This window comes from Rufibacter psychrotolerans, assembly GCF_016924645.1.
GTDB classification, from domain to species: Bacteria; Bacteroidota; Bacteroidia; order Cytophagales; family Hymenobacteraceae; genus Nibribacter; species Nibribacter psychrotolerans.
Window position 1 is genome coordinate 42,065 of the sequence record NZ_JAFFJV010000015.1, and the last position, 13,671, is coordinate 55,735.

General features: G+C 55.4%; 11 protein-coding genes. 8 read left to right on the plus strand and 3 right to left on the minus strand.

The features are described 5' to 3' along the window. Positions 1-290 precede the first annotated feature (290 nt). A complete protein-coding gene (locus JT718_RS14610) occupies positions 291-4,685 on the plus strand; it encodes a CusA/CzcA family heavy metal efflux RND transporter (protein ID WP_205503454.1) in 4,395 nt (1,464 codons plus the stop codon). A 2-nt stretch (positions 4,686-4,687) separates the two neighbouring features. Beyond that, entirely contained in the window at positions 4,688-5,845 is a 1,158-nt protein-coding gene (locus tag JT718_RS14615) for an efflux RND transporter periplasmic adaptor subunit (RefSeq protein ID WP_205503455.1), read from the plus strand. Positions 5,846-6,479: 634 nt separating this feature from the next. Here JT718_RS14615 and JT718_RS14620 read toward each other — a convergent pair. Further along, entirely contained in the window at positions 6,480-7,739 is a 1,260-nt protein-coding gene (locus JT718_RS14620) for an MFS transporter (protein WP_317195515.1), read from the minus strand. Positions 7,740-7,923: 184 nt separating this feature from the next. Here JT718_RS14620 and JT718_RS14625 point away from each other — a divergent pair, with 184 nt between their 5' ends. Together JT718_RS14625 and JT718_RS14630 are read left to right on the plus strand one after the other, a co-directional pair. Beyond that, positions 7,924-8,358: a hypothetical protein gene (locus tag JT718_RS14625; protein ID WP_205503456.1), complete on the plus strand. Its 435-nt coding sequence runs from the start codon at positions 7,924-7,926 to the stop codon at positions 8,356-8,358. A gap of 222 nt (positions 8,359-8,580) precedes the next feature. Beyond that, on the plus strand, positions 8,581-8,976 hold the full coding sequence (locus JT718_RS14630) for a group III truncated hemoglobin (RefSeq protein ID WP_205503457.1): 396 nt from the start codon (positions 8,581-8,583) through the stop codon (positions 8,974-8,976). Between the two features lie 273 nt (positions 8,977-9,249). Here JT718_RS14630 and JT718_RS14635 read toward each other — a convergent pair whose 3' ends face one another. Further along, positions 9,250-9,642: a YidH family protein gene (locus JT718_RS14635; RefSeq protein ID WP_205503458.1), complete on the minus strand. Its 393-nt coding sequence runs from the start codon at positions 9,640-9,642 to the stop codon at positions 9,250-9,252. A gap of 173 nt (positions 9,643-9,815) precedes the next feature. Here JT718_RS14635 and JT718_RS14640 point away from each other — a divergent pair, with 173 nt between their 5' ends. The 4 genes from JT718_RS14640 to JT718_RS14655 all read left to right on the plus strand — a co-directional run bounded on the left by JT718_RS14640 (position 9,816) and on the right by JT718_RS14655 (position 12,593). Next, positions 9,816-10,448: a DUF6799 domain-containing protein gene (locus JT718_RS14640; RefSeq protein WP_205503459.1), complete on the plus strand. Its 633-nt coding sequence runs from the start codon at positions 9,816-9,818 to the stop codon at positions 10,446-10,448. Between the two features lie 20 nt (positions 10,449-10,468). Then, positions 10,469-11,356, plus strand: coding sequence for a YitT family protein (locus JT718_RS14645; protein ID WP_240337108.1), 888 nt, complete (start codon positions 10,469-10,471; stop codon positions 11,354-11,356). A 432-nt stretch (positions 11,357-11,788) separates the two neighbouring features. Next, complete coding sequence (locus JT718_RS14650; RefSeq protein WP_205503460.1) at positions 11,789-12,388, plus strand: RNA polymerase sigma factor; 600 nt, start codon at positions 11,789-11,791, stop codon at positions 12,386-12,388. After that, a complete protein-coding gene (locus JT718_RS14655) occupies positions 12,363-12,593 on the plus strand; it encodes a hypothetical protein (RefSeq protein ID WP_205503461.1) in 231 nt (76 codons plus the stop codon). The genes JT718_RS14650 and JT718_RS14655 overlap by 26 nt, the downstream gene beginning before the upstream one ends. A 90-nt stretch (positions 12,594-12,683) precedes the next feature. Here JT718_RS14655 and JT718_RS14660 read toward each other — a convergent pair whose 3' ends face one another. Beyond that, on the minus strand, positions 12,684-13,655 hold the full coding sequence (locus JT718_RS14660; RefSeq protein ID WP_205503462.1) for a hypothetical protein: 972 nt from the start codon (positions 13,653-13,655) through the stop codon (positions 12,684-12,686). Between the last annotated feature and the right edge of the window lie 16 nt (positions 13,656-13,671).

Genomic DNA, 13,671 nt, shown 5'->3' on the forward strand with positions numbered 1-13,671 from the left:
ATCAATTCAGCCCTGTATGCAAAGCGTAAAATGCGTTTCTGACCTGTTTTCTGATAACCAGGCTACAAACGCACGCCAGACTCAGGACTCAGGACTCAGCACTCAAGACTCAGAACCTATTGTTTGACCTCGTAGTGTGCGCAGCTCCTGCGAGCGTCTCTGCCAATAAACCACCCAGCCGCAACCTCATTCACCTAGAAACCACTGCGCTACCACAAGCCGGAAGGTTCTCTCATCCTGCTGCTATCCGCTCATAACCGGCGAACGCAGCTTCATTCCAACACAAGAACATGTTACAGAAGATTATAGAGTTTTCCATCAAGAACAAGCTGGTGATCGGTTTGCTCACGGTGGCTTTGGTGGCGTGGGGCGTGTACAACGTGCAGCGCCTGCCCATTGATGCCGTGCCAGACATCACCAACAACCAGGTCCAGGTTATCACGGTGTCGCCGTCTTTGGGTGCGCAGGAAGTGGAGCGGCTTATCTCTTTCCCCGTGGAACTGTCGGTGGCCAGCGTGCCGGGCATCACGGAGATCAGGTCGTTTTCCCGCTTCGGGCTGTCTTTGGTGACGGTGGTCTTTGACGAGGACCGCGATATTTACTGGGCCCGCCAGCAGATTACCGAGAAACTGAAAGAAGCCGAGGAGCAGATCCCCGAGGGCATGGGCTCGCCCACGCTGGCACCCGTTTCCACCGGCTTGGGCGAGATTTACCAGTACGAACTGCATCCCGCGCCCGGCTTTGAGCACAAGTACAACGCCACCGAGCTGCGCTCTATCCAGGACTGGATTGTGCGGCGGCAACTGTTGGGCACCCCCGGCGTGGCCGAGGTCAGCAGTTTCGGGGGGAACCTGAAGCAGTACGAGGTAGCCATCAACCCCGAGAAGCTCCGCAGTTTCAACCTCACCATCACCCAGGTGTTCGATGCGCTGGAGAAGAACAACGCCAACGCGGGCGGCGCTTACATTGAGAAAGACCCCAACGCCTACTTCATCCGCACCGAAGGATTGGTGAAAACCCAGGAAGACATCGGCCGCGTGGTGGTCACCAACACGCCCGGCGGCGCGCCCGTGCTCATCCGGGATCTGGCCGAGGTACGCGAAGGATCGGCTATCCGCTACGGGGCTATGGTGAACGAGCACGGCGAGGTGGCCGGCGGCATTGTGATGATGCTTAAGGGCGAGAACTCGTCCCAGGTCATCCAGCGGGTGAAAGACAAAGTAGCCGAAATCCGGAAAACCCTGCCGGAGGGCGTGGTGCTGGAGCCGTTCCTGGACCGTACCAAACTGGTGAACCGCGCCATCAGCACCGTAGAGAAAAACCTCGCCGAGGGCGCTTTGATTGTGGTGTTCGTGCTGGTGCTGCTCTTGGGCAACCTGCGGGCGGGTCTGCTGGTGGCCTCGGTGATTCCGCTGGCCATGCTGTTTGCCATCTCGCTCATGAACGTGTTCGGCGTATCGGGGAACCTCATGAGTTTGGGCGCGCTGGATTTCGGACTCATAGTAGACGGAGCTGTGATCATTGTGGAAAGCGTGATCCATAACATCCAAACCAGCGAGTATTCCCAGCAGGGCGTGTTCAAACTCTCGCGCAAGCAGATGGACGATGAGGTGCAGGGCTCGGCCAGCAAAATGATGGGCTTCGCCTCGTTCGGGCAGATCATCATCTTGATTGTGTACCTGCCCATTCTGGCGCTGGTGGGCATTGAGGGCAAGATGTTCAAACCCATGGCGCAGACGGTTTCCTTCGCCATTCTGGGGGCGTTTTTGCTGTCGCTCACCTACGTGCCCATGATGTCGTCGCTGGTGTTGAGCCGCAAAACCCAGCACAAAGAGAACATCTCAGACAAGATCATGAACGCCATCAACCGGGCGTATCAGCCGCTGCTCAATTTCGCGCTACGCGCCAAAACTTTGGTGCTAGGCATCGCCTTGGGGCTGTTCGCGCTCAGCTTGGTGCTCTTCACGCAGATGGGCGGCGAGTTTATTCCGTCTCTGGACGAGGGCGATTTCGCCATTGAAACCCGCGTGCTCACCGGCAGCTCCCTCAACGAGACCATCAAAGTAGTGCAGAAAGCCTCCGAGGTCCTGAAAAATACCTTCCCCGAGGTAGAGAAAGTGGTCACCAAAATCGGCTCCGCCGAAGTACCCACTGAGCCCAACCCCGTGGAACTGGGCGACATGATTGTAGTTTTGAAAGAGCGCTCTGAGTGGACCAGCGCCAGTTCCCGCGTAGAACTGGCCAACAAAATGTCTGAGGTATTGCACCAGAACCTGCCGCAGGCCTCCTTTGGGGTGCAGCAGCCCATCCAGATGCGCTTCAACGAGCTTATGACCGGCGCCCGGCAAGACGTGGTGCTCAAAATCTACGGCGAAGACGTGGACCAACTGGCCCGCGCCGCGCAGAAAATAGGCAAGCTCATCCAGCCCATTGAAGGCGCGCAGGACCTGTACATTGAGGAAATGACCGGACTGCCGCAGGTGGTGGTGGAATACGACCGCGAGAGCATGGCCCGCTACGGCCTCACCATTGAAGATGTGAACCGTACTGTTACCGCCGGGTTCGCGGGCGAAATTGCCGGACAGGTGTACGAGGGCGAGAAACGCTTTGACCTGGTGGTGCGCCTGAACCAGCAGAACCGACGGGACATCTCTGACGTGCAGCGTCTTTACGTGAGCAATGCCAACGGCCTGCAGATTCCGCTGGAGCACATTGCCAAAGTGGAAATGAAGGAAGGCCCCAACCAGATACAGCGAGACGGGACCCGCCGCCGCATCACCATTGGCTTCAACGTGCGTAACCGCGATGTGCAGAGCATTGTCACCGAGATTCAGCAGAAAATAGAGGGCACGATCAAGCTGCCGCCGGGCTACACCATCACCTACGGCGGCGAGTTCCAGAACCTGATTGAAGCCAAGAAACGCCTTTCGGTGGCGGTGCCGCTAGCCTTGGCGCTCATCTTCGTGTTGCTGTTTTTCGCCTTTAAATCCATCAAACAGTCCATCCTCATCTTCACGGCCATTCCGCTCTCCGCCATTGGGGGCATCTTTGCTTTGCTTCTGCGCGATATGCCGTTCAGTATCTCGGCGGGCGTGGGCTTCATTGCCTTGTTTGGCGTGGCGGTGCTCAACGGGATTGTGATGATCGGGTACTTCAACCAACTCAAAGCCGGCGGCATGACCAACCTGGAACAGATCATCCGGGAAGGCACGGCGGCGCGTCTGCGACCTATCGTGATGACCGCCACGGTGGCCTCGCTCGGGTTCCTGCCCATGGCCCTGTCTTCCTCGGCGGGCGCCGAAGTCCAGAAACCACTCGCTACCGTGGTGATCGGCGGTTTGCTTTCGGCCACGCTGCTCACGCTGGTGGTGCTGCCCATTATCTACTATTTCTCCGAGAAAGGCTTGGGCAGATTGAAAAACACCGGTAAAGGCCTGAAGAAGCGGAAAAAAGAAGCCGCCCTAGGCTTGGTGCTGTTCTGTCTGGCTTTGCCGAAGGTAAGTCAGGCCCAGACGCCACAAACCCTGTCTTTGGCGCAGGTCCTGGAATTGGCGCAACAGAACAACAAACAGCTACGCAGCACGGCGCTGGAGGTGGAAATGCGCGGAGCCCTGCAAAAGACGGCAATAGATATTCCTAAAACCGAGGTGACCTACAGCCAGGGCGAAATCAATAGCCCCGTAACTGATGACCGCATTGGCGTGAGCCAGACCATTCCGTTCCCCACCACGTGGAGCGCGCAGGGAAAATTGTTGCAGGAGCAGAAGAGCCTGAGCCAACAGCAACTGAAGCTGCAGCAGCACGAATTGGCCTACCAGGTGAAACAGGCGTATGCGCGCCTGGCGTTTCTGCACGGCACGGCCCAGCTGCTGCAGCGGCAGGACAGCATCTTCCAGGTGTTGGAACGGGCGGCCGAGGTGCGGTTTAGAACCGGCGAGACCGGTCTGCTAGAAAAAACTACCGCCACCACCCAACGCCTGGAACTCACCGATAGAATACGCCAGAACCAAACCGCTTTGTCCGTAGCCCAGGCACAGCTGAACGCCTTAATCCAGGCTCCCGAGCCGCTGGTGATTACCCCGGAGCCGTTGCGGGCAGACAGCACCAGCATCGGCGCAGCCGCCCCGGAAAGCCACCCGCTGCTTTCCGTATACCAGCAGCAGATCACCGTGGCCGACCGCGAACAGCAGGCCGAGAAAAGCAAACTGGCCCCGGATATTACCTTGGGCTATTTCAACCAGTCCTTGATTGGCACCTATGACATAAACGGCCGCGTGGAAACGGCAGCAGACCGGGGCCGACGGTTTCAGGGCATGGAAGCGGGACTGGCGGTGCCGCTGTGGCAGGGACCGCAACGGGCGCGGGTGAAAGCCGCCGCGCTGGGCAAGCAAGCCGCCGAGGCCACCCTGCAAAACCAACAGCACTTGCTGCAAAACGAGTGGCAGGCCGCCCAGGCAACCCATCAGCAGCTGCGCCAGAGCCTGCAGTTCTACCAGCGGCAAGTGCTGGGGAACGCCCGCCTGGCCCTCACCCAAGCCGACAAAGCCTACCGTAGCGGCGAGGCCAGCTACCTGAGCTACCTGCAAGCCGCCGACCAGCAACTGCGCACCCAACAGAACTACCTTCAGCTCCTGCTGGACTACCAATTAAACGTCTTTCAACTCCAATACTTAGGAGGCAACTAACCATGAGAACATCTCTTTTCACGTATAGCCTGGCCGGGCTTCTGCTGTTTTCGGCCTGTTCTGAGAAAAACACCCCCGAAACGCCTACAGCTGAAACTGCGGCTGCGCCAGTAGAAACGCCTGAACTCATCACCCTCACCCAGCAACAGATGCAGAACGCCGGGGTGGAACTGGGCTCGCCCACGCAACAGAAGCTGGGCAACACGCTGCAGCTTTCCGGTGAGATTGACGTGCCACCCACCAGCCTGATCAGCGTCTCGGTGCCGTACGGCGGATTTGTGAAATCCATGAACCTGCTGCCGGGCCAGCACATCCGCAAAGGACAGGTTCTGGCCACCCTCCAGCACCCCGATTACGTGCAACTGCAGCAGGATTACCTGGATACCCGCGCCCGCCTGCAACTCGCTAACCTGGAGTACCAACGTCAGCAGGAACTCACCCAGGAGAAAGTGAGCGCCCTCAAGAACCTGCAGCAAATCAAAACCGAGCGGGAGGTACTGCAGAACAGCCTGGCCGCCCTGCGCGAGAAACTGCTCATGATCAACATCAACCCGGCGCGTCTGCAAAACGGCAAAATCAGCCGTACCATCAACATCACCTCGCCCATCAACGGCTTCGTGAAAAACACGCTGGTGAACGTGGGCAAAATGGTGAACGCCTCCGATGTGCTGTTTGAACTGGTGAACACCGATGACCTGCACCTCAAACTCAACGCCTTCGAGAAAGACGTGCGCTACCTGAGTCCCGGCCAGCGCCTCACCTACACCCTGCCCAACGATCCCGCGCCCCGTACCGCCGAGATCATCCTGGTAGGCCACAGCGTGGAAGGCGACAAAACCGTTCCTATCCACGCCCACCTGGACCACCACGACGAGCACAAACTGCTGCCTGGCATGTACGTGACCGCCACCGTCCAGACCACCGACCGCACCGTTACCGCCCTCCCCGAAAGCGCCGTGGTACAGTTTGACGGCACGCCCTACGTGTACGCCAGCCCCGGCAACCGCCAGTTCAAACGCGTAGAGGTAAAAACCGGCCTCAAAGGCAACGGCTACGTGGAAGTGCAACTCCCGGCGGAACTTCAATCCACCAGCAGCATTGCCGTGAAAGGCGCGCACAACCTGCTGGCTATGCAGGAAAACAAAGAGGAAGAGGAGTAGTTGGCGTAGACGCTCGTAGGAGCTGCGCACACTACGAGGTCAAACAGTAGTCCTGAGTCTTGAGTACTGAGTCCTGAGTAGGAATGTGTTTTTAGGGGCTTTTGGGAGAAAGAGGTCAGGAATGGACTTGAACCCACCCCTACCCCTCCCAGGAGGGGAATTGGGCTATTCCGGTTTGGGGTTGCTTTGCCAAAAATAGAGGTAAAACGGGAAAAAAATACATTTTAGTGACGAGAAATCTGCTCCACCGCTTTGCAACCATCGCCTTCAGAGCCTGATTTTAAGCCATGAGAGCTTATTAAGAGTTACTTTCTCCCTACAGTAGCAGATAACTCCCCTCCTCGGAGAGGCAGGGGGTGGGTTCAGTTACGTTCCGGTAATCTTTCTCCCCAAAAAACTAAAAAACCCATTCCCCACTCAGGACTCAGGACTCAAGACTCAGGACTACTGCTTGACCTCGTATTGTGCGCAGCTCCTACGAGTGTCACCGCCAGCTGCTTCTATCACCGCAGATTCATCGTTTCCCGAGTAAACAGAGCACTTCCCCAAACCCATCCCATAAAAAAGCCTCTTTGTTTCGGTCTGTTTTTCAGAAAACAAACCGAAAACAAAGAGGCTTTACTTTTAAAGTCTACTACAAACTCAGCTTCCGAAGTTTATCCGCTTTCCAGGCGGTGAAGGCCACAATCAAAATGGTCATGGTGCCGCCGAACACCACCGAGGGCACAACGCCCAGCAGCTTCGCGGCAAGGCCTGATTCAAAGGAGCCGATCTCGTTGCTGGAACCCACGAAGATGTTGTTCACGCTGGATACCCGGCCTTTCATGTGCTCCGGCGTGAGGGTGTGAATCAAGGTGGAGCGAATGATCACCGAGACGCTGTCCAGCACGCCACTCATCAGCAGCAAGGCAAACGAGAGCCAGAACACGTTGGACAACCCGAAACCGATGATGCACGCCCCGAAACCAGCCACCGCCCACAACATCTTTTTACCGGCGTTGTTGGTAATCGGCCGGTAGGCCATGAACACTGCCATGGTTACGGAGCCAATAGCCGGCGCTGACCGCAGCAAGCCCAACCCTTGCGGACCAATCTTCAGGATATCAGAGGCAAATACCGGCAGCAGCGCCACGGCTCCACCGAACAATACCGCAAACATGTCCAGGGCCAGCGCACTTAGAATAATCTGGTTCCCAAATACGAATTTGAGGCCCGTCTGCAGGCTTTCTTTGATCTTGAGTTTGGGTCCTTCGCTCACCGGCAAGGGGCGGCCGGCAATCAAGCCGTAGAGAATCAAGGCGCATAAGACTAGCGCGGCATCCACGCCAAACGCTGCCGACACGCCTCCAAAGGCATAGACCAACCCACCAATGGCCGGTCCTGCCACCGAGGCGGCTTGCCACGTGGAACTGCTCCAGGTGATGGCGTTGGCGTAGAACTTACGGTCGGGCAGCAACTGGGGCATGAACGAGAACACCGCCGGTCCCATGAAGCCCCGGGCGATTCCGCTCAGGAAAATCACCGAATAGATGGGCAAGGTGCCAAACTGGTGCAGGATTTTCCCGATGTCCAGGGTGTACAGCAGCAGGGCCACTGAGCAGAAAAGCAGCACGCTCAGCACCGTAATGATGATGCGTTTCCGGGGGATGATATCGGCTACGTGGCCGGCGTACAGCGCCACCGTGATAGACGGAATAGCCTCTACCAAGCCTATCAGACCTAAGGAGAAAGGGTCTTTGGTGATGTCATAGATCTGCCATCCCACCACTACCGCCTGAATTTGCATGGCCAGCGTGATGCAGAAACGGGCAGAGATAAAAAGCCGGAATTCAGGAATACGGAGGACGGCGTAAGGATCATGCCGCTCCTCAGGGATTGGGGAGGATGTTGCCACAGGTTAAAATTCAAGCTACAAAGATATTGCATTCTTCTGGGAATTGCGTTTAATCTGCTTGGCAGGCGAACGTTTCGGGTACATATAGGCGTTGTCTATATATTCAGCAGCTGATAAACAAATTCGGCGGCCTATAACAGGGCATGCATTATAATTCGTAAGTTTACCGCTAAATAGCTTTTCTATGTCTCCCATATTTTTAGATGCCATTGCTCTTAGCTACCGTCCGGATCTGGACGTGTTGTTTTTGCGTTGGCCACAGCCTGTGTATGCGCTCGCCCCGCGTGAGGTGTACCAACAGGTGTTAGAACTGGCCCAGGAGACAAACGCACGTTACTGGTTGTTTGACATCCGGAGCCGTGGTCCGCTTTCTGATGAAGATGTTGCCTGGCTGCGCGAGTCTTATTTCCCAACCCTGCACGGGCAGTTAGGTCATATTACCCACGTGGCGTACCTGCTCACGCCGGCCCACGCCAAAGATCCTCAGACCCAGGAGTCGGCGTTGCAGATGCGTACCCTGCCGTGGTACGGCCAAGGAGCCGATTTTGAGGGATTCACCTCAGAAACAGAGGCCTTGCATTGGCTGAAGACGTGCCAGTTGATGGAGGTGGCGAAATAACCTTCCTTTCACGAACCTATAGCGAGCGGCCCAACAGCACCCCTGTTGGGCCGCTCGCTTTTACAGGGTTTCCCAGTCCAGAGGCCTTACAGGGTTTGCGGCCTTTTTTGCCTTGTTTCCAGAAATCGGTCCCAAAATGACCTAAATCATTTTATGGGCGGGCACCAATGCGTAACCTTGCAGTGTTACACCCAAGAGCAGCCCTGTTGCGCACCCACCCCTATGACCAAAGCCCCTTTTCACGACCTTACTACCCAGGATGACATTAAAGCGCTGGTAGACACTTTTTATCAGCATGTCAACCAGGACGAATTGCTGGCCCCCATCTTCAACGACATTGCCCAGGTAGACTGGGAGCACCACTTGCCCAAGATGTATGATTTCTGGGGTTCGGTGCTGTTTGGCTCCATGGCGTACAAGGGTCAGCCTTTTCCCAAGCACCTGGCCCTGCCCATAGAACGCGCCCACTTTACCCGCTGGATTGCCCTGTTCACCCAAACCGTGGACGAGCTGTTTGCGGGCCCCACCGCAGACGACGCCAAGGCGAAGGCCGCCAGTATTGCCAACATCTTCCAGATGAAGATGGGCCTTTGGGCCACTCCGTTGGTGAAGCGGTAGTCTGTTTTTGCGCCGTTTTTGGGAAAGTAAGCCCGTTTGGGCCCGGCCCTAAAAGCAGCAGCGGAGGCCTTGCAAGGCCTCCGCTGCTGCTTTTTAAGTAAGTATATGGCAAGATGGCAGCCGTTGCGCTTTTACCGGTTAGGCGGCGTACCATTCGGGAAGAGAAAAGAAAAAGGAACGGGCAGTTTTGCATTCCAACAACACCCTTCTGTCTTCGCTGCCACGCTCCCTTATGCACTAAAAATACAATTTCTTCTAAAACACCAGGCTATCTTACGGGCTCACGCTCATCTGCCCTGCCTTCTCAGCCTTCAGCAGGGCCAGCATCTGTTTCGCCGGCACGTACGCCTCGCGCTTGCGCTGGATCAAGGCGCGCTTCCGGGTGAATTTACGGTAGCCAACGGCACCAATCGCCAGCCCTAACGGAATCAAAACCACCGCAATCCACATAGAAACGGCCGTATTGAAAAACTGATGCAGCGAAATGCCTGCAATGATAAGCGAGAGCGAGGTTCTCAGATACGCTAAGAACGTTCGCTCATTGGCGAAGGAAGTACGTTCAATGGCCAGGGTATCCTTGATCTCGGCGTTGGCTTTCTCCTTCACCTTCAGATCCCGCTTCACTTCCTTCCTACACTCCGGCGACATGTAAATTTCATATTCCACACACTGGTTTATACGCACCCTACCCTAGGAAAGATGTACAAATAATTGTCTTTTCCAAAGAACCTACCTGTAACCTTCATGTTACCAGAAAGCCGGCAATTGGGGCTTGGCAGGTTGCTTTCTATCTTCCAGACAGCAACTCCCGTATATAGCCTTATACAAGAAGTATAACTATGAAAGGAACCCTACTCTTCTTCCTGGCAGCAGTGCTCTTAGGCGGTTTGCCCCGGGCGGCCTCAGCGCAGGTGCACGCAGATTCGCTTATCACCCGGGCCAACATAAAGGACAACACTATTTTCTGGCACCAGGGCAAACTGGTACAGCACAGAGGCGGCAAACTGTATGAAGTGCAGGAACCGGTGCAGTACGGCAGCGGCACCATTGTCTCGCCCAGCGGCCAGGTGCGTCTGCCCAATGGCCGGAACTACGTCTTAAAGCAAAAGAACGCCGTAAGCCCGCAGGGCCACGTGGTGCTGGTAGCCGATGACATTTTTACCCACGAGGCCATTGTGCAGCATGAAACCCAGACGGTGGGCGACACCGAGACCCGCATTCTGGTGGTGGACGGCCAGGTAGTGTCTGCCGGCAATAACAAGCAGAAGGTTACCTACACCCTGCCCCAGGAGCGAGAAATTCAACTGCTGGAACAGATGGTGAAGCTGCTGGAGCAGCGCACGGCTTTGCTGGAAGCCAACCTGAGCCCTGCCGAGCGCAGCAGCATCAAGGCTTACCATGAAGGCCTGAACAAGCAGCTGGCCGCCCTTGACCAGCAACTGCAGGCGCTGCCCACTACTGTAAAGAGATAAGCAACGCTAGCCCTACTTCCTTGAACTCCGCCTTTCCGCCCGTACGCAGCGCGTTAAAGATCAAGCGCCCCTGGGGCCGGCTGCGCGATGTCCTGTTGATTGCCTGCGGCGTTGGCTCGGCCGGCCTGGGCCTGAAAGGCTTCCTTATTCCTAACCACTTTATTGACGGCGGGGTAACGGGGCTCTCCATGCTGCTTTCCAAGAGCATAGGCTTGCCGCTGGCCCTGCTTATCCTGCTGATCAACGCGCCGTTCTTTCTGGCGGGCTACAAACTGGTGGCCCGCTCCTTTGCCCTGAAAAGCCTGCTGGCGGTGCTGGGCCTGGCTGTGCTCCTGTTTACCACTGAGTTCCCCACCATTACCGATGACAAACTGCTGACGGCGGTTTTCGGGGGCTTTTTTCTGGGGGCGGGCATTAGGCTTTCCATCAGGGGAGGTTGCGTGCTGGACGGCACCGAGATTCTGGCCCTGCTGGTGAGCAAACGCACCAGCCTCACCATTGGCGATGTGATCCTGGTCATCAACCTTGTACTGTTCATGGGCGCGGCGTTCCTGCTGGGGGCGGAGCCCGCCATGTACTCGGTGCTCACTTATTTAACCGCCTCCAAAACCATTGACTTTATCATCCACGGCATTGAGGAGTACACGGGCGTGACCATTGTTTCGGTGCACAGCGTGACCATCAGGCAGGCCATCTTAACCCAATTGGGCCGGGCGGTCACCATTTACAAGGGTCAGCGCGGCTTCTCTGGCGACGAGGTGGACATTCTTTACTGCGTGGTGACGCGCCTGGAGGTACAGCGCCTTAAAACCCTCATTGCCGAGTTGGACCCCACGGCGTTCCTCATCATGCACAGCATCAATGACACCTCAGGGGGCATGATCAAGAAAAGGCCCCTCTCGCACTAGCCTTTTTCTTCTGCCAATTGCCCCTTTGCCAGAGGCCAGGCTTCATGCGGCACTCTCCCTGCCGTAGCTTGGGCGCTCACTAAGAAAAACCACTCTTTCCCTGAGCCACAGCAGCTTACGGCCGCCTCTTGGACTTTAACACGCCGCTATCTCCTGTTGCCCTGGCAGCCTAAGCCTGCTGTAGCACTGGCCCTGGATACGACTTCTGCCTGGTCTGATTTTTGAGGCAGCTCCCTTTTGCAGAACAGGCTTGTTTTTGGGCAATTTTTTAGAAATCAGCAGAAAACTAAAAAAAATATTTTTAGATCTATTTTCAGCCGTTGCATTTAGCTGTCTTATTATCTATATTTGATATACTCATATAACCACATCTATTTAACCAAACCTCACAATATGGCCTAAACCTCTACGTTACCTTATTTGTAGATTTAGATGAATACAGTACAGCTCAACGATTCGGCGTTGGTAACGTCGTATATCGCTGGTAACGAGAGCGCATTTGAGGAATTGGTAAGCCGCCACAAGAGCAAGGTGTATACCACCATTCTGCTTATTGTAAAAGACACCTACACAGCTGAGGACCTGTTACAGGAAACCTTTGTGAAGGCGATCCATACCATGAAGAGCGGCCGTTACAACGAAGAAGGAAAATTTTCATCCTGGATCTGCCGTATCGCCCATAACCTGGCTATTGATTACTTCCGACGGGAGAAACGGAGCCCTATGATTACATTGGAAGACGGCAGCAATGTGTTTAACACGCTGAACTTCTCTGAGGAATCAGTGGAATCCATCCGGATCAAAGAGGAGACCCATGCCCGGCTGCGGGAACTGATTCAGCAGTTACCCGCCGCGCAGAAAGAGGTGCTGATCATGCGCCACTACGCTGACATGAGTTTCCAGGAGATCGCAGAGGCTACCGGTGTAAGCATTAACACGGCTTTGGGCAGAATGAGATACGCATTAATCAATTTGCGGAAAAAAATGTCCATTGATAAAACAGCCTATGATCAAAACCTTTACTCATCATGATCTAGTCCAGTACCTCTACAACGAACTGCCTAAAAAGCAACGCGAGGCCCTGGAAGCAGCCTTAATGGTAGACCAGGATTTAGCCGAAGCCTGCGCTGATCTGCTCCTCACCCAGCTTAGCTTGGAGGAAGCGCTCACCCAACCAAGCGAGCGGGTCACCAACGCTATCATTAGTTACTCTAAAACGGTTCCTCTGCACCCGTAGAGGAGCTAACCAAACAAAAAAGCCGCTGATTACTAGAGAAGTAATCAGCGGCTTTTTTGTTTTATTAGCCCAGTTAGATATCAGTAAGCTTTAGAAGACTGAAAACCCCATCTGTGTCTCACGGCTTATAACACATTCATTCCTCACGGGGATGCCGCTTTCTGTTAAGGCTTGCCGGAGCCGTAGCCATGTTTCGTCAGACAACGTAGCAGCCGGGTAAACCCAGTTCTTGTAATCTTTGGTAATGACGCGGAGCCAAATAGGGCTGCGGAAAGAAGGTCTCTCAAACACCACCTCCACAACATAATCTAGCCCAAAGGCACGTCTTCGCCAGAAAAGGGTATGGTTCCTGACGGCGAAACGCTTGCCCTCAAGGCTGAAGAAGTGCATTGCATGGGAGCAGATCAGGAACCAGACAGCCCCGAACACCGGAGGAAAGATCCAGAGGGCGGTTGGGCGGGGTTCCAGCAGGAGCACCAGCAGGAAGAAAAAACAGGTAACTCCCCACAGCATCAGCCCCCAGAAACTAGCGAGTTGGTTGCCTTTGAACTCCGCGGCTCCACGTAAAGGCGAGGTCTTCGTGGAAATAGTTTCCACCACCGGGTGAACGCTCCCCTCGCCCGATACGACCTGCGCCAGAAACTCCTTCAGTTCCCAAGTATTGGAGTACATGTCGTCGCGGATGAACCGCTCTGTCCCACCCCTGAACCGTAGAGCGACACCCTCTACCCTGGGACCTCCCCACCACCCTAGCGGAACCTTGCCCACCAATTTGGCTTCCTCTATCTCCGACAGGCGGAAAACCTCATCCCCAAACCTGATGGTGGCCTGGCCAACGGCTATGGTAGGGAAATCTCTCAGAAAATGATGAAGTACAAAAGCGGCTACACCCAGCACAGCCAGCGTCAGCATCAGCGGGAAGAAGACCTGCGGACCGAAACCTTGGCCTTGCCAAACGACAAAAGATTCATAAACCATAAAGCCGCCGAAGCCGCCAGTTAGGGCTATAGTGGAGGCCAGAGATAGGTAAAATTTAGTGGGATGCCTTCTGGTTGTAATCATTAAAAAGCGATAAAGG

What these genes read in the sequence shown, in the direction of transcription:
- JT718_RS14630 (WP_205503457.1), top strand. Translation starts at nt 8,581, where the DNA reads ATGACCAAAGCCCCTTTTCACGACCTTACTACCCAGGATGACATTAAA.
- JT718_RS14660 (WP_205503462.1), bottom strand. Translation starts at nt 13,655, where the DNA reads ATGATTACAACCAGAAGGCATCCCACTAAATTTTACCTATCTCTGGCC.
- JT718_RS14615 (WP_205503455.1), top strand. Translation starts at nt 4,688, where the DNA reads ATGAGAACATCTCTTTTCACGTATAGCCTGGCCGGGCTTCTGCTGTTT.
- JT718_RS14640 (WP_205503459.1), top strand. Translation starts at nt 9,816, where the DNA reads ATGAAAGGAACCCTACTCTTCTTCCTGGCAGCAGTGCTCTTAGGCGGT.
- JT718_RS14650 (WP_205503460.1), top strand. Translation starts at nt 11,789, where the DNA reads ATGAATACAGTACAGCTCAACGATTCGGCGTTGGTAACGTCGTATATC.
- JT718_RS14625 (WP_205503456.1), top strand. Translation starts at nt 7,924, where the DNA reads ATGTCTCCCATATTTTTAGATGCCATTGCTCTTAGCTACCGTCCGGAT.
- JT718_RS14655 (WP_205503461.1), top strand. Translation starts at nt 12,363, where the DNA reads ATGATCAAAACCTTTACTCATCATGATCTAGTCCAGTACCTCTACAAC.
- JT718_RS14610 (WP_205503454.1), top strand. Translation starts at nt 291, where the DNA reads ATGTTACAGAAGATTATAGAGTTTTCCATCAAGAACAAGCTGGTGATC.